The 23016-nt window shown below is 40.7% G+C and carries 12 protein-coding genes and 4 CRISPR repeat arrays; of the genes, 4 read left to right on the top strand and 8 right to left on the bottom strand.

Features of this window, described 5'->3' with window-relative positions; translation table 11 throughout:
• Nucleotides 1–71: 71 nt before the first annotated feature.
• From hemW to BQ8014_RS19470, 3 genes are all read left to right on the top strand, one after another.
• Nucleotides 72–1199, top strand: coding sequence for a radical SAM family heme chaperone HemW (gene hemW / locus BQ8014_RS01930; protein ID WP_080902886.1), 1128 nt, complete (start codon nucleotides 72–74; stop codon nucleotides 1197–1199).
• 134 nt (nucleotides 1200–1333) lie between these two features.
• Entirely contained in the window at nucleotides 1334–1909 is a 576-nt protein-coding gene (locus BQ8014_RS01925) for a zeta toxin family protein (RefSeq protein ID WP_234998102.1), read from the top strand.
• Nucleotides 1902–2072, top strand: a complete 171-nt coding sequence (locus tag BQ8014_RS19470) for a hypothetical protein (protein ID WP_200814328.1) — start codon at nucleotides 1902–1904, stop codon at nucleotides 2070–2072. The genes BQ8014_RS01925 and BQ8014_RS19470 overlap by 8 nt, the downstream gene beginning before the upstream one ends.
• 149 nt (nucleotides 2073–2221) lie before the next feature.
• Here BQ8014_RS19470 and BQ8014_RS01920 read toward each other — a convergent pair whose 3' ends face one another.
• From BQ8014_RS01920 to BQ8014_RS01910, 3 genes are read right to left on the bottom strand one after another with little or no spacing between them, the layout of a single operon-like run.
• Complete coding sequence (locus BQ8014_RS01920) at nucleotides 2222–4381, bottom strand: S46 family peptidase (protein WP_080902884.1); 2160 nt, start codon at nucleotides 4379–4381, stop codon at nucleotides 2222–2224.
• A gap of 6 nt (nucleotides 4382–4387) precedes the next feature.
• Nucleotides 4388–4870: a CYTH domain-containing protein gene (locus BQ8014_RS01915; RefSeq protein WP_080902883.1), complete on the bottom strand. Its 483-nt coding sequence runs from the start codon at nucleotides 4868–4870 to the stop codon at nucleotides 4388–4390.
• 8 nt (nucleotides 4871–4878) lie between these two features.
• A complete protein-coding gene (locus BQ8014_RS01910; protein ID WP_080902882.1) occupies nucleotides 4879–5937 on the bottom strand; it encodes a DUF2027 domain-containing protein in 1059 nt (352 codons plus the stop codon).
• Between the two features lie 105 nt (nucleotides 5938–6042).
• Between BQ8014_RS01910 and BQ8014_RS01905 the strand changes: the two genes are divergently transcribed.
• Complete coding sequence (locus tag BQ8014_RS01905) at nucleotides 6043–7266, top strand: S-adenosylmethionine:tRNA ribosyltransferase-isomerase (protein WP_080902881.1); 1224 nt, start codon at nucleotides 6043–6045, stop codon at nucleotides 7264–7266.
• 148 nt (nucleotides 7267–7414) lie between these two features.
• On the opposite strand, the gene BQ8014_RS01900 is transcribed toward BQ8014_RS01905, so the two are convergent.
• The 5 genes from BQ8014_RS01900 to BQ8014_RS01880 all read right to left on the bottom strand — a co-directional run bounded on the left by BQ8014_RS01900 (nucleotide 7415) and on the right by BQ8014_RS01880 (nucleotide 15644).
• Nucleotides 7415–8299, bottom strand: coding sequence for a sugar phosphate isomerase/epimerase family protein (locus BQ8014_RS01900; RefSeq protein WP_080902880.1), 885 nt, complete (start codon nucleotides 8297–8299; stop codon nucleotides 7415–7417).
• Nucleotides 8300–8394: 95 nt separating this feature from the next.
• Nucleotides 8395–10158 carry a RagB/SusD family nutrient uptake outer membrane protein gene (locus tag BQ8014_RS01895; RefSeq protein WP_080905757.1) on the bottom strand — a complete coding sequence of 588 codons (1764 nt, stop codon included), beginning with the start codon at nucleotides 10156–10158 and terminating at the stop codon, nucleotides 8395–8397.
• Between the two features lie 13 nt (nucleotides 10159–10171).
• A complete protein-coding gene (locus BQ8014_RS01890; RefSeq protein ID WP_234997956.1) occupies nucleotides 10172–13669 on the bottom strand; it encodes a TonB-dependent receptor in 3498 nt (1165 codons plus the stop codon).
• A 283-nt stretch (nucleotides 13670–13952) separates the two neighbouring features.
• Nucleotides 13953–14963 (bottom strand): FecR family protein, encoded by a 1011-nt coding sequence (locus tag BQ8014_RS01885; protein WP_080902878.1) that lies wholly within the window; start codon nucleotides 14961–14963, stop codon nucleotides 13953–13955.
• Between the two features lie 93 nt (nucleotides 14964–15056).
• A complete protein-coding gene (locus BQ8014_RS01880; protein WP_080902877.1) occupies nucleotides 15057–15644 on the bottom strand; it encodes an RNA polymerase sigma-70 factor in 588 nt (195 codons plus the stop codon).
• A 914-nt stretch (nucleotides 15645–16558) separates the two neighbouring features.
• A CRISPR array of direct repeats spans nucleotides 16559–16913; the repeat unit is 47 nt; unit sequence GTTGTGATTTGCTTTCAAAAGTTTGTACCTTTGGCTTTAGTAACAGC.
• 183 nt (nucleotides 16914–17096) lie between these two features.
• A CRISPR array of direct repeats spans nucleotides 17097–18448; the repeat unit is 47 nt; unit sequence GTTGTGATTTGCTTTCAAAAGTTTGTACCTTTGGCTTTAGTAACAGC.
• 136 nt (nucleotides 18449–18584) lie between these two features.
• Nucleotides 18585–19705: a CRISPR direct-repeat array (repeat unit 47 nt; unit sequence GTTGTGATTTGCTTTCAAAAGTTTGTACCTTTGGCTTTAGTAACAGC).
• A 2109-nt stretch (nucleotides 19706–21814) separates the two neighbouring features.
• A CRISPR array of direct repeats spans nucleotides 21815–23016; the repeat unit is 47 nt; unit sequence GTTGTGATTTGCTTTCAAAAGTTTGTACCTTTGGCTTTAGTAACAGC.

Here is a 23016-nt window from a genome sequence, read left to right as displayed (position 1 = left end):
CCATAGCCCAGTGTTTGACAACTATGTTATGCAGCAAGAAATAAAGAAAATAGATTTTGTACTTTTGCAATATGGCAGGATTATATATACATATTCCTTTTTGTGAGAAGCGTTGCCTGTATTGCGACTTCTTCTCCCAAACGGACTCGTCCTCTAAGGAGGCGTTCCTGCAGGCATTGCTCAGGGAAATGGAGCTGAGGAGCGACTATCTAAAGGGAGAAGAGCTGGAAACCGTATATCTTGGCGGGGGAACGCCATCGCAACTCCTTCCCGGCGAATTGGAAAGGATCTTTCGGCAGATCGACCGGTTATATAAAGTATCCGCCACAGCCGAAATTACACTGGAGGCGAATCCCGACGATCTGACACCCGCCTATATCCAGTCGCTCCGCAAGCTGCCGGTCAACCGGATCAGCATGGGAATACAGAGTTTTAATGACACCGACCTGACGTTCCTGAACCGTCGGCACACTGCCCGGCAGGCCGTCGAGGCCGTAGAACAATGCCGATCCGCCGGCTTCGACAACCTTAGCATCGACCTGATCTACGGCCTTCCCGGACAAACGCCCGAGGCTTGGGAGAGCAATCTGGCACAGGCGCTCCGGCTGGACATCCCGCATTTATCGGCTTACCATCTGATCTATGAGGAAGGCACGCCGCTCTACCGGCAATGGCAGGCTGGGAAAGTCCGGGCCGTCGGGGAAGAAACCAGCCTCCGGCTCTTTACCCTGCTGATCGATCGTATGAAAGAAAACGGATACCTACATTATGAGATCTCCAACTTCTGCCGCCCGGATGCCTATTCCCGTCACAATAGTTCATATTGGACGGGCAAGCCTTACCTCGGGCTGGGCCCTTCGGCACATTCCTATAACGGCGAATCACGCCAATGGAACGTCTCCTCCCTGCCGGACTATATCCGGAGCGTTGGTGCCGGGGAGCCGAAGATAGAGGTCGAAAGGTTGGATGACCGAATGAAATACAACGATTACATCATCACCGGGCTGCGCACCCAATGGGGTATCGATCTAAAAGTGATCGGCGAACGTTTCGGAGCCGGGCAATCCACCTATTGCATCGAGCAGGCGCGCCCTTACTTAAGTAACGGAACCCTGAAAAAAACGGGAGAAATACTGCAGCTTTCCCCCCAGGGAATCTTTATTTCTGATGGGATTATGAGCGATTTGTTGTGGGTCTGATTCGTTTTTGTACAAAACACCCCGTTTGAATGACGTAACCCCGCGCAAAACAAACATTTTATATTTTATTACATCATAAAATGTTGCGTATATTAAACAAATATGCATATATTTGCCGTGATAAAATAAGAGTAGTGCCGTACTTATACATTATATCGGGATGTAATGGGGCAGGAAAGACAACAGCCTCATACACTATCTTGCCAGAAATGCTGAAGTGTAAAGAGTTTGTCAATTCCGATGAGATCGCTAAGGGATTGTCCCCATTCAACTCAGACAGCATAGCGGTTGCAGTGGAAGCGAGCCGTATCATGTATAAGCGGATAAGAGAGTTGATCTCGGGAGGTAAAACCTTTGCATTGGAAACGACGCTGGCCACTCGGTCGGTAGCGAATCTTGCCAAGGAAGCACAAAAAAAGGGATATTACGTCACACTGCTGTATTTCTGGTTGAATACGCCGGAATTAGCAGTTGAACGCGTAAAAATGCGAGTAGCCGAGGGAGGGCACAATATCGGGGAAGCCACCATTCGTCGGCGCTATAAAGCAGGAATCCGTAACTTATTCGAGCTTTATTTACCCGTATGCGACTATTGGATGATTACGGACAACTCTTTATCACCGATGGAAGTGATAGCAAAAGGATTTAAAAATGAAAAAAAAGAAATCTATAACCCTGTAATTTATAATAAACTCGAGCATTATGAATGATCAAGAGCTAAGAGAATTTGAAGAGAGTATAGTGAAGGGAGCTAGCATTGCTTTTCAACGTCTGGTAAAAGAAAAGAAAAAAGACAACGGAGAACTCGTATTTTCACGTAACGGACAGATCTTTAAGGTAAAGGCTAAAGACTTAGACAAGGGCTCCTATTGAAAACGACTCAATGACACCACTGTAGGGGCGAATAGGCATTCGCCCGCACAGGTATAACCAAGCCATTTCTCTCCTTTTCATTCCATCTCTCTATATGCGGACGGAACTCCCGCTTTGCAGAAGAACAATCTTTTATTCCCAGTAATTTATTAATCGATGATGTCCAGTTCCTTCAAGAGATAGTCCGCCCCGGCATATTTATCAATAACAAAAAGGACATAGCGGATGTCGACAATGATGCTTCGCTGGTAGTCGGGAAGATATTGGATGTCTCCGCCGACCCCTTCCCAGTTACGGTCGAAATTGATGCCGATCAGTTCCCCCTTTGCATTCAGTACCGGACTGCCGGAGTTGCCACCTGTCGTATGGGTGGTCGCACAGAATGCCACCGGCATACGTCCGTCCGATATCGCATAATGTCCGAAATCCCTGTCCGCATAAAGCTCCTTCAAGCGGGGAGGAACCACAAACTCCCAATTGGTCGAGTCTTCTTTCTCCATCACGCCATCCAATGTCGTCTGGCAGGTATAATAGACCGCATCACTTGGAGAATATCCTTTCACTTGCCCGTAAGTCAGACGTAACGAAAAATTGGCATCCGGAAAATTAGCCCGGTCGCCATACATCGCCAACAGCCCTTCTACATATTGCCGATGTGCCAATGCATAACCCGTTTCAAACTCATCCAACGCAGCCGCAAGCCTTGCTTTTTCTTCCTTTACGGAATGGGCGAAAAGAATCATAGGATCCTTCTCCAAAGCCTTGGCGGAAGGATTAGCGTAAAATCGATTAAAGTTCTCTTCACTACCGAAGATAGATTCTTTGAAAAGAAAATCTACAAAACGGTCGACATCTCCTTTGAACTTCTTATGAATGACCGTAAAATAACCGGGTTGACTGACTTCGGGAATCAAATGGAGATATTCTTTCAAAAGCACTTTTGCAATCTTCTTATCTACACCAGGATTATAATTCTGGTTGGCGAACCGGTGATAAGCCTGCTCCAGAAGACGCATCTGCTGCTGTTGATTTGCCTTGTCCTTTCCTCCCAACGCTTTGATGACCCGGTCACAGTCGGTCGGCACATTCATAAACTCGATGCCTCTCACTAACGCCTCGTCCAGCATCCAGGAACGGTACCTAAGGTCGGTCCGGTCGGAAACCACCTGCCGGATATAATCCAGCGCCATAGCGTATTCCGGTCGGTTCTCTTTTCTCGCCCAGGCCAACAGAGCGTCTTGTTCCGCCTGCTTTACCTGTTCGAAATTCCGTTTCCGGATGGCCCAGTTTGTTCCGATGGCATTTTTATATGCATTCGTGGAACCGGCGTATTTACTGGCATATTGTATACGGACGGACGGATCTTTCAACATCTCTTCCAACATCGCCTCCTGCCGCAATTCGCGCACCCGGATACGGACGGCATTATCGATATCCCGCCGTTCGGCGACTTCCCAGGAAGTATAGTACTTGTTGGTACGACCGGGAAACCCCATCATCATGGCAAAATCATTTTCCTGAACTCCCTTCAGGGAGATCCTGAACCAACGCTTCGGACGCAGCGGCACATTCTTTTCCGAATACTCCGCAGGATTGCCGTTGGCGTCGGCATAAACCCGGAAGACGGAGAAATCGCCCGTATGCCGCGGCCACATCCAGTTATCGGTATCCGCGCCGAACTTCCCGATGGAAGAAGGCGGCGCACCGACCAGCCGGACGTCCGTATAAATCTTCTTCGTAAACATGAAATACTGGTTGCCTCCGTAAAAAGCTTTGATCTCTACCTCCGTTCCCGGATGGTCGCTCAGGAAAGCGTTCCCCACTTTGGCTTTAGCCAGGGCATTCAGGTAGTGAGGGGAAAGGAAATTCATGCTGTTTTCGACCGTATCCTTTTTCAGTTCGGCCTTTACATAGTCGGTCACATCTTCTATATTATCGATGAAAGTAACCGTCAGCCCCGGATTCGGCAACTCCTTTTCCCGGGAGCCGGCCCAAAAACCGTCGCTCAGATAGTCGTGCTCCAGAGAACTGTGACGCTGGATCTGGCTGTATCCGCAATGATGGTTCGTCAGCAATAGGCCGTCGGGCGAAACAATCTCGCCGGTACATCCTCCGCCGAAGATTACGACGGCGTCTTTCAGCGAAGAAGAATCCGGGTTGTAAATATCATAATCCTGCAATTTCAAACCCAAGGCCTGCATATCCGCAAACTTCTGCTGCTTTAGAAGAGGGAGCAGCCACATGCCTTCCTCACTCTTCGCCGGAAGGACAAACAGGATCGTACATAGGAATAAAATCAGTCTTTTCATCGGATTTCATTTTAGTTCATGACTCCATAGCCGGTAAGGCTCTTTGCTTAACATAGCATTATAATAGCGCCGGTCTCCGGTCACTTCCTTCCCGAGCCAAGCCGGGCGCTCAAAATCCTCGTTGCGGGAAGCAAGTTCAATCTCCGCCATCACCAACCCCTCGTTCTCCCCGTGGAAGATATCGACCTCCCACAGATGTCCGCCGTAGTTTACCAAATGCCGTACCTTATCGATCACTCCCGGCTCACAAAGCCGGAGCATCTCTTCGGCATCGGAAAGGGGAATCTCCTGTTCGAATTCATAGCGGCTCCATCCGTAGGCGTCCGAAGGTCCTTTGACTGTCAGGTACCCTTTCTCGCCACGGATGCGTACCCGTACGGTACGATCCGGATACGAACAGAGATAGCCTTGTACGATCCGGTCGCTTTGATACACATCCGGAAGGAAATCGCCTTCCACCCGGAACTTTCGCTCTATCTCCAACGCCATTATCCGTTTTATTTAATTGTCACCATCGTCGCCCCGAATCCGTATTCGCGGAAGGAAGCGTCCTGATAGGTATATTGTTTATACTTCGTTTTCAACTCCTTCTCTACCGCCGCACGCAAGACGCCGTTGCCTTTGCCGTGGATAAAAACGATCTTCTGGCCCTTGTTCCCGGCTTGTTGCCGCAGGACTTCATGAAATCTGTCCAGTTGGAAATTCAGGATATCCCCGTTACTCATGCCGGCGGTCGAATCGAGCAGGGAAGTAATATGCAGATCCACCTCCAGTACAGGTTCCGCCTCTTTTTTCTTCCGGACGATCACCTGCGGCGCCCGTCGGTCCTCCCGCGCCTTTTGCGTCATGGCCTCCTGCAATTCGGCAGCCGAAACGAGCAGTTCCCGTTCGGGCACGTCGTTACGCACCACCGGATAAACCAGGGCGCCCTCCTCAAAGAAATCATTGTCAAGGAAGCAATGCAATTTGTAGAACTTAACGGTATCCGGATGCAGCTCCACCGACACGGCATTCTTCAATGTAAAAGGCTTATCTTTCTTATAGGCGATAAATTGCAGGCAAACCCGTTCCAGATCATTCAGATCCTCTTTCGGAAACTCTTCGAGGAAGATTTTCGTATTCGGCTCGATCTCTCCGTGATACCGGCTGGACCAACTGCCGTTCTGGCGATTCATATAAGTAAAGGAGAGGTAATAGTTGCTTTCGTTGATCAGGTAAGCCTCGTACCCGCTTTCCGCCAGACGCTTCGCGTCGACCGGCAGGTAAGCCAGAAAAACATTCAGCCGTTCCCCTTCGGGTGTCTCTTCAATCTTCACCTCTTCCGGCTTCGGACGCGATGCCGGAGCAGGCGTCTGAGCCGCCGGAGCGGGCGCCTTCGGTTTGTTGGAGGAATGCACTTGCATATCGCTATCCCCTACAACCACACATTCGGATAGAAACACAGGAAACTCGAACCCGCTTTCATCCTCCACCATCACCATGTTTTTGTCCTTGAAGCCACGTACGACTCCGCCTCCGACACTATTCAGAAACCGGACTTTATCTCCAATTTTCATCTTTTCTTTCTTTTTTGTCTTCTACTGCTCCTCCCCCCGATAAAACCGGAAGCGGGAAGCGGCTATGTGGACAAAGTTCATTAATTTTGCGCAGAAATTAAAATAATGACTACAAAAACTCAAGAGATACGCATCGAGGAATTCAATTATCCGCTGCCGGAGGAACGAATCGCCAAATTTCCTCTCTCCAAACGGGACGAATCCAAATTGCTTCTATATAAGAATGGGGAAATCCGGGAAGATGTCTTCAAACACATCAGCCGCTACCTGCCGGAAAAATCGCTGATCGTCTTCAATAATACGAAAGTGATCCAAGCGCGTCTCCGCTTCCGTAAAGAGACCGGCGCCCTGATCGAAATCTTCTGTCTCGAGCCGGCCGTACCACACGACTACGCCCTGATTTTCCAGCAAACCGCCCAATGCAGTTGGACCTGCCTGGTCGGGAACCTAAAGAAATGGAAGGAAGGAAAACTCTCCCAGACGATCCGGTTCGGCACCGACGAAGTCGTCCTGCAGGCCAAAAAGATCAAAAGCGTAGGTGACAGCCATCTCATCACCTTCTCATGGAACGATTCGCGGTATACCTTTGCAGACCTTCTGGAAAGGGGAGGCATCCTTCCCATTCCCCCTTATCTGCACCGGGAGACGGAGCCGAGCGATTTGCAGACCTACCAGACCGTCTATTCCAAGATCAAAGGCTCAGTAGCCGCCCCCACTGCCGGGCTCCATTTCACCGAAGAGGTGCTGGACGACCTCGACACCCGGGGATTCGAACGGGAGGAACTCACGCTACACGTCGGTGCCGGCACCTTCAAGCCCGTCAAATCCGAAACGATCGCCGGCCATGAGATGCATGAAGAATATATTTCCGTCCGCCGGGAAAGCATTGAACATCTTCTCCGCAAAATAGACTCCGTCATCGCTGTCGGCACGACTTCCGTCCGCACACTCGAAAGCCTCTATTACATCGGCTGTATTTTATCACGCAATCCGGAAGCCACTGCCGAAGAATTGGTCGTTCCCCAATGGCTACCCTACCAGAAAGATAGCGATTTTCTCACCACACAGGAATCCCTCCGGGAGATTCTCGCCTACCTGGACCGCCACCAGACCGACCGCCTCGTTACCGCTACCCGGATCATTATTGCCCCGGGCTACCGTTACAAACTCGTCCGGGGCATCATCACCAACTTCCATCAGCCGCAAAGTACGCTTCTGCTACTGGTTTCCGCCTTTGTCGACGGCAACTGGAGAGCGATCTACGATTATGCCCTCTCCCACAATTTCCGTTTCCTCAGCTACGGCGACAGTTCCCTACTGTTGAAATAGGAAAAGGAGGCTTTCCTATCTCTACTTTCGGCCTCCTCTCCATATTACAACCATATATCGATTATCTGGTTTCTGAAAACGAAAAGCGTAATGTGCTATTTCCAATGATATAATATTCTTCCGTCTTTATCAAGTCCGACCAACGTGATTATTTATCTAATAGATCTTGTAAATACTTTCTGGTTTCTATAAGATAGTTCCGGTGACTCCCGGTTAATTCGCATTCTATCGTTAATGCTCCCTGAAAATTCTGCTTTTTTAACTCCGCAATTACTGCGGGGAAGTTTACTTCCCCTTCAGGTATATTAACTTCCTTTCCTAACTCATAAGGATTGTCTGGATCCGGGTAATGTCCATCTTTTGCATGAAATTCTTTGATTAAGCCACCAAATAATCTTACCGCATCCAGGGAATTGGCCTTTCCATACATCAATAAATTCGCCAAATCACAATTTATGAAAACATTGCCTGTCCCTATATCTTTTATGGCTCGTATCAATGTGATTGGAGTCTCTTGCCCCGTTTCAAAATAAATTAGAATATTACGCTCTTTCGCATATTCCGCCAATCCTTTCATCACCTCAATAAAGTCTTTGTATTGAGAAGAAGATAGGTCTTCAGGGATAAAACCAAAATGAGAATGCATAGCTGGAACTCCGGCCATTACACAAAAGTCTATCATTTGATGATATGTTTCTATTTTTTCTTCTCTACCATCCACCGGTACTAAACCAATCGTCGCCGGTCCTTCTCTGAAGTTCCAAACGCTATGGCCCGGAACGCCTACCACTGTTGTTACCTTTATTTTATATTTCAAAGAAGCTGCTTTCAACTTTTCCGCAAAGGCTCTATCCATCTTTTTATTATAGTTTAACTGACAAGATCCAAATCCTAAGTCATGAAGCTCCTTAAAACTCTTATCAATATCAGTCCAATCATACTGAATTACACCTACGGTTATTTTATTTTGCGCTTCAATCACAGAAGACATCAAAATCCCGACGAAGACCAACAATGCAAATTTTGTTTTCATATATAACGATTTTAAATACAGTACTAACTTGATATAAGAGGCAGAATTGGAATATCCAATGCCTCCCTCTTATAGCAATAGACAAAAATAATATTTTATTCTAAGGCAGGATTAAAGTTACCACCCCAGTCAACGTTTTGTTCCAGTTTATTATTCCTATCAATCGAATTCTTACTAATAGGAAAGAAATAATAAGTATTGGGAACAGAGGATACTTTCACTCCGCTAAAAGGAACCTGATGAATTACATAACGGAAATTCTCTTCTTTCAATTCGTTTTTATCCGCTCTACTTTTTGCTTCTGAAATAGGCATATCCGTTCCGTCCGAATTAATTGCAATAGATTCGATGCCGTGTTTTGTAGTACCATCCAATCGATCCAACATTCTCAATCGGCGTAAATCCCAGAAACGATGTCCCTCAAAACAAAATTCAATATTACGCTCTGCTAAAATGGCTTCACGTATTTCTTCACGTGTTTTTGCTTCGATGCCGTAATTCTCATCATCACCAGCTTCAATACCTGCCCGTTTTCTAATTTGTTTCAAAATATCCAAAGCAATAGATGATTTGCCGGTTTCGTTTGCCGCTTCGGCATAATTTATCATCACTTCAGTAAAACGCATTACGATATAATCTATATCATACTGTTGAACCTGGGATTGAAGTAAAGACAAATTACTTGCTTTCCGAATAAAGAAACCAGTATAAGAATTCAGGTTCGTACTATTAACATTTGCTTTGGGATTCGTTCCAAAATCGTCCAATTCATGGGCAATTCCCAAAGCTGTATATTGACGATGTCCCTTTTTACCGGAAACTTCATAAATACTCCCATTCCAAACGACTGATTCGTCAAAACGAGGATCACGATTTTTCCAGTAATTATTCAAAAATTCCTCTTCTGTCATTTTATATTTACAAGTAGGATCGGTATACGATTTACCGTCTTTCATAGGGAACTCCTTAACAAACTCCCACGTTGGGCACGCCCAGGCATTACCGCGGCTTTCAGAACCCGGACGTACTCCATAATCCCAGTTCGCCATTTTATTTGGATACTGATTAATTACAGCAAAAACCACCTCAGGCCCCTTTTCCACTAAAAAGATATTTTCATATTTATCGGTTAAAGCATACCCATACTCCGATAATGTTTCATAAGCATCTTCATTCGCTGTAAAAGCCTCTTGCCAATAAGAATTATTCCACGGATTCTTAGGATTAAACTGAGGCGAAGCTTTATAAAGTAAAATCTTCGCTTTTAGCGCTTTTACAAAACAACCGTCTACACGTCCATAATCTGACGATGTTTTAGCAATCGATTCCGGAAGCAGTTTTGAAGCATCATCTAAATCCTTTATTATTAATTCGAAACATTCTTTTGTAGAGTTACGCGTGACGTACAAATCATCAATATCCTTATCTTGCGCTTTCGTCAGGTAAGGAACTCCTCCGTGATATTTAACCATTCCAAAATAGAGATAGGCTCGCAGAACTAAGGCTTGACCGATAAGCTTATCTTTGACATCTTGGGATAGACTTCCTGAGTTCGTATATTCGATGGCTTCATTAATTTGACGAATGGTTGTGTAATCCCAATTCTTATAATTGTCATTCGTCGTCGTAATCATATCCGGATAAAAAGGAATATAATTTAGTTGCTGCGAGGTGATATCGGCAGATGGATTCCAATTGCCGAACACATTCGCATACAGGTTCGTTAAATAAGCATCCGCCAACTTTTCATCATTCCATACTTTATCGGCATCGTAACTGTAAATATTTTCTATATCCAGCGTATTACAACTTTGCAAAAAGCAAACTGCCCAGAATATTGTATAAACTATCTTTTTCATCTTTTTCATCTTATCAGAATTTAACATTCAAGCCAAAAGTAAACGATTTCATCAGAGGATAAGAGTCATAACAATCCTGTTCAGGATCATGAAACTCGGTCATGGGAGAAATTACAAATAAGTTTGACCCGTTAAAGAAAAGTTGTGCCGATATTAATCCGAACATCGAAACAATATTTTTGGGTAAATCATAGCCAATATTCAAATTCTTTAAACGTAAATAAGCCCCACTCCTTATCCAGAAGGATTGAACGCCGGTGCCCGATTCATACCAGTTTTGACCTACGGGGCGAGGGTATTTAGCGTTAGGATTTTCTGGAGTCCATACATCGTCCGCCCATATCGGATAATAAGGACGAATAGCACCTCCATGCTGGCGAAAACCGCCTCCTTCCAAATTGCTAACGATACGATCATAATCCCCTACACCCTGAAAGTGAACGTCTACAGATATACCTTTCCAACTAACATTCCCTCCGAAACCATAATTGATACGGGGAGAAGCTTTATCTGATAATAATTGGATATCATTCCCATCAATTTTTCCGTCAGCTCCTTTGGAATATCCTTCACTACGTATATCTTCAAAAATCAACCCGCCTAAATAAGGAGAACGTCCGTATTGCGTAAAACCTTTAGCCAACAACTCATCCAATTGTTCCTGCGTACGCACCATTCCGACCGTTTTTAACCCGATGATCCGATTCAAAGGATGTCCAATGGCATCTAAATCTTCCAAATTACCTCCTTCTTTATATAAAGCGGTTTGATCCAAGACATCCCATTGATCATGAGAATAACCTAAATTTCCATAAACACTGTATTGTATGCGCCCGTCAAGCATACGATCTCTCCATTGAGCGTTTATTTCAAAACCTCGCCAAGACCGTTCGGCATAATTTTCCGGAGCTAAAGACTGTCCATAGGTATCAGGGAGGGTAACAATACGTGTTCCTAAGATATCCGATTCTTTTTTATAGAAAACATCTAACGAACCATTCAAGCGGTTTTTGAATACGGAGAAATCCAAACCGCCATTCAGCGTTTTAGAAGTAGCCCATGTTATATAAGGATTGGGAGTATCTCCGGGTTTAATGCCGAGATTCAAGCTGCTGCCAAATATATAGGGACTTCCGGAGACGTAAGTGGGAATATAGGAAAAGGGAGTTATCTTTACATTTTGTTTTTGAGCCAATGTCTTCTCCAAATCCAAGTCATTACCTGCAGTACCATAAGACGCGCGAAGCTTTAAATCATTCAACCAATCAGAAGTTCCTTCCATAAATGATTCCGAACTAATACGCCATGCTGCAGAAATCGAAGGGAAAAAGCCCCATCTCTTTTCTTCAGGGAAAAGACTGTTTCCATCATAGCGGAATGAAAATTCGGTAATATATTTTTTATCATATGTATAATTAAAACGTCCGATCCAAGAAAGGCGGCCTCCATTCACTTCATTTCCGTCTCCATACCTCCTTTCCGAATCAGTAGAATAAACAAAGAGTTGATCGAAATAGGTTAAAGGAGACTCTGCCGTCACATAAATCTTCTCACCTCTGTTCGAAGCTTGTTCCCAGATCAGAGATCCTGACACATCATGCTTACCAAAACTTTGATTATAATTTAAAAACCAGTTCAGTTGTTCACTCCATAATGAATGAAGACCGTATTGTAAGTTTTCCTGATTTTGGGAGAACGTGAATATATTAATCTTATCTGGATTAGGAGGAGCCGGTATAAAGCGATTCTCATCTGCATTTTTTGGTGTCCACACATAATTTTTTTGATATGTCATATATTTCTTACGTGAATAATCATTGCCTATATAGTTTGCACTAAATTTTGTGCTTAGTCCTTTCAATATAAAGTCCAAATTCACATCAAAAGAAAGGATTGTATTCATTTCACGTTGACGGGTTTTAATATAACGCTCATCACTTATTACCTGATCTATTACACTCCATGCCTGCCAACTACCCATTGGCGTTTGTACGGGGTATTCCGTTATTTCATTGGCCGGAGTACCATCCGCATATAGATAAAAAGGATACGTTTTAGGCCAGTTAAAAGTACAACGGTATAAATCTCCAACGGTTTGTTCATCATCTCCGGAAAAGGGCCAATAAAAACGGCGTTGGTTTTGTTGATTTGCGGCTATATTTAAATTCATTTTTATATAGTCTGTGATCTTAGCAGTAACATTTGAGCGTAAGTTGAATTTTTCATTTTCAAGATGCTTGTAAGAACCCTCTTCCCCGATATAACTTGCTAAAGCATAGTAGGAAATTTTATCACTTGCCCCGCTCACATTTAGTGAATGTTTGGTATTCCACGGGGTTTGCCAGATATAATCATTAACGTTATAATTTTTATCTGCAAAATAAGCAAATTCGACATCTCCGTTAGGAGCTTTATTCCCCTGAAATTCCGCAACCCGATTCTGATAAATTAACTCATCAATTGCAGTTGTTTTATCTGAAAGCAGTTCCATCGTAGGTGCTGAGAAAGTATAGGAACCTTGGTAATTAAAAATAGGCTTTTGAACGGTCGTTCCTCCCGATTTTGTCGTAACCAAAACAACCCCGTTTCCAGCTTGCGAACCATAGATAGAAGCTGTCGCGGCGTCTTTCAGGAAACTCATTTGATCTACCTCGTTGGCTTCCAACGCATCAAAAGCCGCTTTGTCGCGTATGATTCCGTCAATAACAAAAAGAGGGTCTCCAAATCCGCCACGAAAACGAATCTCTGATGAAGAACCCATCAATCCGGAATTTCCCGTAATGTTTATGCCTGGCGCCCTTCCGGCCAAGGTATTAGAGAGATTGGGCGTCGCAATCGTGCTCAAATCATCTGCCTTAATCGCAGTAATAGAACCGGTCATATTTACTTTTTTCTGCGTTCCGTAACCAACAACGATCACTTCATCCAACGTTTTTGTATTTTCTCGTAAAACAATATCAAAGGTCGTCTTCCCTCCTATACTTATATCTTGTTCTAAATAACCTATATAAGAAACACGGATCTTAGCATTCATTGCAACATTCAGAGAAAAATTACCGTCAACGTCCGTTACAGTGCCATTTGAATTATTACCTACTTCCAAGATATTAGCGCCAATAATCGGTTCCCCGCCTTCATCCGTAACTTTACCCTTTATAACTCTACGTTGCTCTTGCATTACCCCAAATTCTGGAGTTGTATTCCCCATATTTTTCGGAGAAAGGATAATCTGAGATTCTTTTACTTCATATTTCACATTCTCCCCATTAAATAACTTATCTAACACGGATGCAATCGTCTCATTTTTAACATGAATATTGACTTTGCGGTCTACATTTATTAGTTTACTGTTATACAGAAAATAGTAGTCTGATTTCTCTTCTATGGTCTGCAGTACTTTTTCAAGAGATGAATTTTGTATATCCAATGAAACTTTTGTCTGCTGGGAATACATATGCTCTGCCTTCATTTGAAAAACAAAAGCGCATAATAACACAATTATTATCCTCATAGTGATTGGGATTTTATTTAGCAAGGAATAAAAAAATAGTCTTTTTTGGACAATTGATAATTTATTCATAAATTTCACATCGTTATTAGATTAATACTGATTTAATAGCCCTGTTTGCTTATTGGTCAGGTGAGATTTTCCAAAAAGCGAACAATTTTCGGGAGGGTGTTCCGCATTCTCCCGTTTTATATAAATTATATATACACTTTATTTTATCTTCATTGATCTCCTCCTTTCCTTTGAATGATACTATTGCTACACGGTTTCTGAATACAAAGTTTTTCTATTTATGCTTAATTTTCACGATTGGCTGACTGAAAGTATTATTACTTAGCTGTTCTCGTTTCGTTATTGAGTAGGTGATCGGAGCTGAGCGCATCAACAAATCCAGTATCTCTTCCAATGTTTCATTCGCGAATGTTGCCGTATATTCATAATCATTTACGGTTTCCCCACTAAGTTGGATGGATGCCCCATATTTACGAGATAGTTTTTTAACTATCGTGCTGAGTTTTTCGCGACGAAAAACCAATTTTCCATCTTTCCATGCTGTTTCCACATAAACATCAGCCGGTATTATTTTCATTTTATCTGTTTGAGAGGATAAAATAATTTTTTGTCCTTCCTGAAGCATCTCTTTTTGTCCTGAATTAGACGCAACCACTTCAATTTTTCCGCGAGCTAAAGTTATCTGGGAATCCTCCTCTTCCGGATAAGCATTTACATTAAACTCCGTTCCAAAAGCGCTTATCATCGTGTTATAAGGCGTAAGTACATTAAAACGATTTTTTCGATCAGAGACTACCTTGAAATAAGCTTCACCGGAAAGTTTTACCGTACGCTCTTTCCCAATAAATTCGCGTGGATATGATAATTCACTTTGTGCATTCAACCATACTTCACTACCGTCCGGAAGCATCGTCTTTGTTATCACTCCCGGGGCTGAAAAAAGGGTTATAAGTTCATCATTTTTCGGTTCTGATACGGGCCTTAAAACATATTGATAAAGTAGAAACAGAGGCAAAACAATCGCTGCAACGGTCTGTATCCCACTCTTTGTTCTCTGTATAAAAGAAAAAAACATCATTTTCCGATGCAATTTTTCCCATGCAGACAAAGTATCAATATTCCTTTGTTTATCCAGGTCTTCGGACAAAGAATAAAAAGATCGGATTTCCTCTACTTTCATACGAAATTCAGGTGATGTTTGTAGAAGTTCATCATATTCTTTTTGAGCATCTTCGGAAAGTTCTCCTTTTATATAAGCTAAAATATGCGCCTCGTTGAATTCCATACAAAAAAGTTTATACAATTACCGCATCTCGTATTTTTTCATTTTTTATATTAACTTGACGTAGATTAAAAAGAACCCCCGAGTTAATATTTGTTAATTATTAAAGAATCCAGGATAAAGAAGAAGGAGAAGAAGGAAATAGTCTTTCAATTCTACTCTTAATATAGTTAAGGCCTTGCTGATATAAGATTCAACTGTTCTTGGAGATACGGCCATCTCCTGGGCAATCTGGGTATAACTCATATTTTTCAGTCTACTCATTTCGAATGCGACTCGCACATTTTCCGGCATCTTTTCCAAAGCAATACGAAGTAATTCTTCCAATTCTCTAACAGTATAAATTTCTTCCGGCGTATCATCATTTAACGAAGAGGCTGCTTGCTTCCTAACATAATTCTGTTGTACCGACTCTCTACGAAGATAATCCGTACAATTATTCTTCACTGTAGTTATCAAGAAATTACGAAAAGAAGAGGTTATTTCAATGGTTTTCCGGTTTTTCCAGAGTTTGAAAAACGTATCCTGAACAATATCTTCACATGTTTCAGGGGAGAATATATATCTGCCCGCAAAGACACAAAGAGAAGGATAAAAGCTGAAAAACAGCTCTTTAAACGCCAGATCATCATCTCTAAAGGCTATTCTTCTAAAAAGATCGTCTATCGAATTATTCTTTTCCATCTATCTGTGAAGATAAGATTGTTCTCAATATTTATTTTCATGAGAATTAGCGCAAAGATGTAAAAAAATCTTTAATAACAAAATAAATATATGAAATATATTCCGCCTAACTACTTTCTTTATGCAACCAATTTACCAAAATATAAATCAAAAAGATTATCACAATGCCATGCTTTGCCATCAAGATTATTTATCTAAGGCAGTTAACATTCATTTTTACGATGAGATATATTCTTTCCTTGTTCCCCATACTGATATGTCTGGATTTCGCGCTTCTCGGCTTAATTTTTTCCAGTGGGTAAAAGATCTTTTCCTAGCGGGTCGAAGATCTTCGACTCACCATGAAAAGATCTTCGACTGGCCGGAGAAAATTAACTTGTCACTGTCGAAAAACCAATTTGAGTATTTCCGGATGCAAAAAGGATTTATGTGAAATAAATAAACGAAAGCGTTCAAAAAAGCATCCTTATTCGGAATCTGATAAATTCAAAACAAGTAGAATGATAGCAACAGAAGCTTCACACCTATTTCTATAGGCATAAGGGCTATTGTATATATACTTGCTGGGCTTACCAGAGCTTCAAAATATACTGGAGCAGAAACAGATAACACCTCATTTTTCCGTTGCTTTGTACCTTTGGCTTTAGTAACAGCATACAAGTATATTCATAATCGTGTTTATTAGTTGTGATTTGCTTTCAAAAGTTCGTACCTTTGGCTTTAGTAACAGCTCGCACCAAATAATATCGAACATATCTTTGGTTGTGATTTGCTTTCAAAAGTTGTACCTTTGGCTTTAGCAACAGCATAGCTGGATAGTGGTTGCTGCCAATAAGGGTTGTGATTTGCTTTCAAAAGTTTGTACCTTTGGCTTTAGTAACAGCTCTATTGGTTTAGTTCTTGCTACAATCGGTGTTGTGATTTGCTTTCAAAAGTTTGTACCTTTGGCTTTAGTAACAGCCTTATTATGCCCTAAGAGGCTACTGGCATAGTTGTGATTTGCTTTCAAAAGTTTGTACCTTTGGCTTTAGTAACAGCAAGCTGCAACATAGCTCCGATTGATTCTGTGTTGTGATTTGCTTTCAAAAGTTTGTACCTTTGGCTTTAGTAACAGCCTCCCAACACTTTTGCGCCACGACCTTTGCGTTGTGATTTGCTTTCAAAAGTTTGTACCTTTGGCTTTAGTAACAGCAACCACCTCCAAGCGTCTTTGGGAATATGTGTTGTGATTTGCTTTCAAAAGTTTGTACCTTTGGCTTTAGTAACAGCAACCACCTCCAAGCGTCTTTGGGAATATGTGTTGTGATTTGCTTTCAAAAGTTTGTACCTTTGGCTTTAGTAACAGCATATAATTGTAAGGATATCGGTAAACATACGTTGTGATTTGCTTTCAAAAGTTTGTACCTTTGGCTTTAGTAACAGCATCAGAAGAAACCGAGATTGGCGATAATGGTTGTGATTTGCTTTCAAAAGTTTGTACCTTTGGCTTTAGTAACAGCATAAAATTGTAAGGATATCGGTAAACATACGTTGTGATTTGCTTTCAAAAGTTTGTACCTTTGGCTTTAGTAACAGCTTAAGGGTATTACTTTCAAGTCTCCATCTGGTTGTGATTTGCTTTCAAAAGTTTGTACCTTTGGCTTTAGTAACAGCATATACTTCAATTCATCCTACTAGGAGACGGTTGTGATTTGCTTTCAAAAGTTTGTACCTTTGGCTTTAGTAACAGCATCAGAAGAAACCGAGATTGGCGATAATGGTTGTGATTTGCTTTCAAAAGTTTGTACCTTTGGCTTTAGTAACAGCATAAAATTGTAAGGATATCGGTAAACATACGTTGTGATTTGCTTTCAAAAGTTTGTACCTTTGGCTTTAGTAACAGCTTAAGGGTATTACTTTCAAGTCTCCATCTGGTTGTGATTTGCTTTCAAAAGTTTGTACCTTTGGCTTTAGTAACAGCATATACTTCAATTCATCCTACTAGGAGACGGTTGTGATTTGCTTTCAAAAGTTTGTACCTTTGGCTTTAGTAACAGCATCAGAAGAAACCGAGATTGGCGATAATGGTTGTGATTTGCTTTCAAAAGTTTGTACCTTTGGCTTTAGTAACAGCATAAAATTGTAAGGATATCGGTAAACATACGTTGTGATTTGCTTTCAAAAGTTTGTACCTTTGGCTTTAGTAACAGCTTAAGGGTATTACTTTCAAGTCTCCATCTGGTTGTGATTTGCTTTCAAAAGTTTGTACCTTTGGCTTTAGTAACAGCATATACTTCAATTCATCCTACTAGGAGACGGTTGTGATTTGCTTTCAAAAGTTTGTACCTTTGGCTTTAGTAACAGCATCAGAAGAAACCGAGATTGGCGATAATGGTTGTGATTTGCTTTCAAAAGTTTGTACCTTTGGCTTTAGTAACAGCATAAAATTGTAAGGATATCGGTAAACATCTGTTGTGATTTGCTTTCAAAAGTTTGTACCTTTGGCTTTAGTAACAGCAATTAGTATCTTAATAAATGCTCTTAATCTGTTGTGATTTGCTTTCAAAAGTTTGTACCTTTGGCTTTAGTAACAGCAATCAGGTGCTTATTGATGCAAAGGCATGGGTTGTGATTTGCTTTCAAAAGTTTGTACCTTTGGCTTTAGTAACAGCATTTATCAGATTCGTTCTTGTGAACTCCAGTTGTGATTTGCTTTCAAAAGTTTGTACCTTTGGCTTTAGTAACAGCATTCCGTTGCTATATCATTTGTAACTAATGGTTGTGATTTGCTTTCAAAAGTTTGTACCTTTGGCTTTAGTAACAGCTCAAACGGAATTTTAAGTGTAGAAGAGAATNCGCATATGCATTAAAGTTACAAGAAGTTGTTGTGATTTGCTTTCAAAAGTTTGTACCTTTGGCTTTAGTAACAGCCGAATATGATCGCAAGCTCTTGACCGGACGGTTGTGATTTGCTTTCAAAAGTTTGTACCTTTGGCTTTAGTAACAGCCGCCAATTCGTCCGGGAAAAGGGAGACCCCGTTGTGATTTGCTTTCAAAAGTTTGTACCTTTGGCTTTAGTAACAGCGTTTTGTCGAGAATCTTCAACCGGCAATCGGTTGTGATTTGCTTTCAAAAGTTTGTACCTTTGGCTTTAGTAACAGCACCTGCAGTACGTGGGGCCTTGAAGTTATCGTTGTGATTTGCTTTCAAAAGTTTGTACCTTTGGCTTTAGTAACAGCATCGACGGGAAAATGGTTGAAAAGATTTTTGTTGTGATTTGCTTTCAAAAGTTTGTACCTTTGGCTTTAGTAACAGCTGTAGGGTATTACTTTCAAGTCTCCATCTGGTTGTGATTTGCTTTCAAAAGTTTGTACCTTTGGCTTTAGTAACAGCATATGAAAAGGAATATGTGCAAACAGGACGTTGTGATTTGCTTTCAAAAGTTTGTACCTTTGGCTTTAGTAACAGCGTCACTGACATATATATCGATTTTGATATGGTTGTGATTTGCTTTCAAAAGTTTGTACCTTTGGCTTTAGTAACAGCAGGTTCAAATCCTGTCATCCCGACTTGCTGTTGTGATTTGCTTTCAAAAGTTTGTACCTTTGGCTTTAGTAACAGCACAAATGTGGTCTTCTTATTTTCAGTTACGTTGTGATTTGCTTTCAAAAGTTTGTACCTTTGGCTTTAGTAACAGCGGCAGACCTACTCGGTCAAGATGTCACTGAGTTGTGATTTGCTTTCAAAAGTTTGTACCTTTGGCTTTAGTAACAGCATGAAGTATTCGAAAAGCTGAAAGCTGTTAGTTGTGATTTGCTTTCAAAAGTTTGTACCTTTGGCTTTAGTAACAGCATATCCCTCAATTCATCCTACCAGGAGACGGTTGTGATTTGCTTTCAAAAGTTTGTACCTTTGGCTTTAGTAACAGCATCTGTTATAAATACCTTGTTTCATTTTACGTTGTGATTTGCTTTCAAAAGTTTGTACCTTTGGCTTTAGTAACAGCATTTTCTAATGTATATGTGCAAACAGGTCGTTGTGATTTGCTTTCAAAAGTTTGTACCTTTGGCTTTAGTAACAGCATTTAATTGTAAGGATATCGGTAAACATACGTTGTGATTTGCTTTCAAAAGTTTGTACCTTTGGCTTTAGTAACAGCATTTAATTGTAAGGATATCGGTAAACATACGTTGTGATTTGCTTTCAAAAGTTTGTACCTTTGGCTTTAGTAACAGCATATAATTGTAAGGATATCGGTAAACATACGTTGTGATTTGCTTTCAAAAGTTTGTACCTTTGGCTTTAGTAACAGCATATAATTGTAAGGATATCGGTAAACATACGTTGTGATTTGCTTTCAAAAGTTTGTACCTTTGGCTTTAGTAACAGCATATAATTGTAAGGATATCGGTAAACATACGTTGTGATTTGCTTTCAAAAGTTTGTACCTTTGGCTTTAGTAACAGCATATAATTGTAAGGATATCGGTAAACATACGTTGTGATTTGCTTTCAAAAGTTTGTACCTTTGGCTTTAGTAACAGCATATAATTGTAAGGATATCGGTAAACATACGTTGTGATTTGCTTTCAAAAGTTTGTACCTTTGGCTTTAGTAACAGCATATAATTGTAAGGATATCGGTAAACATACGTTGTGATTTGCTTTCAAAAGTTTGTACCTTTGGCTTTAGTAACAGCATATAATTGTAAGGATATCGGTAAACATACGTTGTGATTTGCTTTCAAAAGTTTGTACCTTTGGCTTTAGTAACAGCATATAATTGTAAGGATATCGGTAAACATACGTTGTGATTTGCTTTCAAAAGTTTGTACCTTTGGCTTTAGTAACAGCATATAATTGTAAGGATATCGGTAAACATACGTTGTGATTTGCTTTCAAAAGTTTGTACCTTTGGCTTTAGTAACAGCATATAATTGTAAGGATATCGGTAAACATACGTTGTGATTTGCTTTCAAAAGTTTGTACCTTTGGCTTTAGTAACAGCATATAATTGTAAGGATATCGGTAAACATACGTTGTGATTTGCTTTCAAAAGTTTGTACCTTTGGCTTTAGTAACAGCATATAATTGTAAGGATATCGGTAAACATACGTTGTGATTTGCTTTCAAAAGTTTGTACCTTTGGCTTTAGTAACAGCATATAATTGTAAGGATATCGGTAAACATACGTTGTGATTTGCTTTCAAAAGTTTGTACCTTTGGCTTTAGTAACAGCATATAATTGTAAGGATATCGGTAAACATACGTTGTGATTTGCTTTCAAAAGTTTGTACCTTTGGCTTTAGTAACAGCATATAATTGTAAGGATATCGGTAAACATACGTTGTGATTTGCTTTCAAAAGTTTGTACCTTTGGCTTTAGTAACAGCATATAATTGTAAGGATATCGGTAAACATACGTTGTGATTTGCTTTCAAAAGTTTGTACCTTTGGCTTTAGTAACAGCATATAATTGTAAGGATATCGGTAAACATACGTTGTGATTTGCTTTCAAAAGTTTGTACCTTTGGCTTTAGTAACAGCATATAATTGTAAGGATATCGGTAAACATACGTTGTGATTTGCTTTCAAAAGTTTGTACCTTTGGCTTTAGTAACAGCATATAATTGTAAGGATATCGGTAAACATACGTTGTGATTTGCTTTCAAAAGTTTGTACCTTTGGCTTTAGTAACAGCATATAATTGTAAGGATATCGGTAAACATACGTTGTGATTTGCTTTCAAAAGTTTGTACCTTTGGCTTTAGTAACAGCATATAATTGTAAGGATATCGGTAAACATACGTTGTGATTTGCTTTCAAAAGTTTGTACCTTTGGCTTTAGTAACAGCATATAATTGTAAGGATATCGGTAAACATACGTTGTGATTTGCTTTCAAAAGTTTGTACCTTTGGCTTTAGTAACAGCATATAATTGTAAGGATATCGGTAAACATACGTTGTGATTTGCTTTCAAAAGTTTGTACCTTTGGCTTTAGTAACAGCATATAATTGTAAGGATATCGGTAAACATACGTTGTGATTTGCTTTCAAAAGTTTGTACCTTTGGCTTTAGTAACAGCATATAATTGTAAGGATATCGGTAAACATACGTTGTGATTTGCTTTCAAAAGTTTGTACCTTTGGCTTTAGTAACAGCATATAATTGTAAGGATATCGGTAAACATACGTTGTGATTTGCTTTCAAAAGTTTGTACCTTTGGCTTTAGTAACAGCATATAATTGTAAGGATATCGGTAAACATACGTTGTGATTTGCTTTCAAAAGTTTGTACCTTTGGCTTTAGTAACAGCATATAATTGTAAGGATATCGGTAAACATACGTTGTGATTTGCTTTCAAAAGTTTGTACCTTTGGCTTTAGTAACAGCATATAATTGTAAGGATATCGGTAAACATACGTTGTGATTTGCTTTCAAAAGTTTGTACCTTTGGCTTTAGTAACAGCATATAATTGTAAGGATATCGGTAAACATACGTTGTGATTTGCTTTCAAAAGTTTGTACCTTTGGCTTTAGTAACAGCATATAATTGTAAGGATATCGGTAAACATACGTTGTGATTTGCTTTCAAAAGTTTGTACCTTTGGCTTTAGTAACAGCTGGAACGCTCCACTGTGTTTTTGCGCACCTGTTGTGATTTGCTTTCAAAAGTTTGTACCTTTGGCTTTAGTAACAGCCTTTGTTATAAATACCTTGTTTCATTTTACGTTGTGATTTGCTTTCAAAAGTTTGTACCTTTGGCTTTAGTAACAGCGCCGAGGTAAAAACGTACACAACGATTTGTGTTGTGATTTGCTTTCAAAAGTTTGTACCTTTGGCTTTAGTAACAGCTATGCCCATCTTTATGTATTTTTTTAAATAGTTGTGATTTGCTTTCAAAAGTTTGTACCTTTGGCTTTAGTAACAGCTAATACTGGATGAGAATGATAACATCATATGTTGTGATTTGCTTTCAAAAGTTTGTACCTTTGGCTTTAGTAACAGCTTAACTCTTTCTTAATGTAATCCGGATCTAGGTTGTGATTTGCTTTCAAAAGTTTGTACCTTTGGCTTTAGTAACAGCATATCCCTCAATTCATCCTACCAGGAGACGGTTGTGATTTGCTTTCAAAAGTTTGTACCTTTGGCTTTAGTAACAGCATCAGAAGAAACCGAGATTGGCGATAATGGTTGTGATTTGCTTTCAAAAGTTTGTACCTTTGGCTTTAGTAACAGCATAAAATTGTAAGGATATCGGTAAACATACGTTGTGATTTGCTTTCAAAAGTTTGTACCTTTGGCTTTAGTAACAGCTGGAACGCTCCACTGTGTTTTTGCGCACCTGTTGTGATTTGCTTTCAAAAGTTTGTACCTTTGGCTTTAGTAACAGC

It is taken from the genome of Parabacteroides sp. Marseille-P3160 (assembly GCF_900162725.1).
Taxonomy (GTDB): Bacteria; Bacteroidota; Bacteroidia; order Bacteroidales; family Tannerellaceae; genus Marseille-P3160.
This window is presented reverse-complemented; position numbering and strand designations above follow the sequence as displayed.

Excerpts from the sequence above, each read along its gene's own strand:
- BQ8014_RS01890 (WP_234997956.1), bottom strand. The coding sequence starts at position 13,669 with ATGAGGATAATAATTGTGTTATTATGCGCTTTTGTTTTTCAAATGAAG.
- BQ8014_RS19470 (WP_200814328.1), top strand. The coding sequence starts at position 1,902 with ATGAATGATCAAGAGCTAAGAGAATTTGAAGAGAGTATAGTGAAGGGA.
- BQ8014_RS01920 (WP_080902884.1), bottom strand. The coding sequence starts at position 4,381 with ATGAAAAGACTGATTTTATTCCTATGTACGATCCTGTTTGTCCTTCCG.
- BQ8014_RS01910 (WP_080902882.1), bottom strand. The coding sequence starts at position 5,937 with ATGAAAATTGGAGATAAAGTCCGGTTTCTGAATAGTGTCGGAGGCGGA.
- BQ8014_RS01885 (WP_080902878.1), bottom strand. The coding sequence starts at position 14,963 with ATGGAATTCAACGAGGCGCATATTTTAGCTTATATAAAAGGAGAACTT.
- BQ8014_RS01900 (WP_080902880.1), bottom strand. The coding sequence starts at position 8,299 with ATGAAAACAAAATTTGCATTGTTGGTCTTCGTCGGGATTTTGATGTCT.
- BQ8014_RS01915 (WP_080902883.1), bottom strand. The coding sequence starts at position 4,870 with ATGGCGTTGGAGATAGAGCGAAAGTTCCGGGTGGAAGGCGATTTCCTT.
- hemW (WP_080902886.1), top strand. The coding sequence starts at position 72 with ATGGCAGGATTATATATACATATTCCTTTTTGTGAGAAGCGTTGCCTG.
- BQ8014_RS01880 (WP_080902877.1), bottom strand. The coding sequence starts at position 15,644 with ATGGAAAAGAATAATTCGATAGACGATCTTTTTAGAAGAATAGCCTTT.
- BQ8014_RS01895 (WP_080905757.1), bottom strand. The coding sequence starts at position 10,158 with ATGAAAAAGATAGTTTATACAATATTCTGGGCAGTTTGCTTTTTGCAA.
- BQ8014_RS01905 (WP_080902881.1), top strand. The coding sequence starts at position 6,043 with ATGACTACAAAAACTCAAGAGATACGCATCGAGGAATTCAATTATCCG.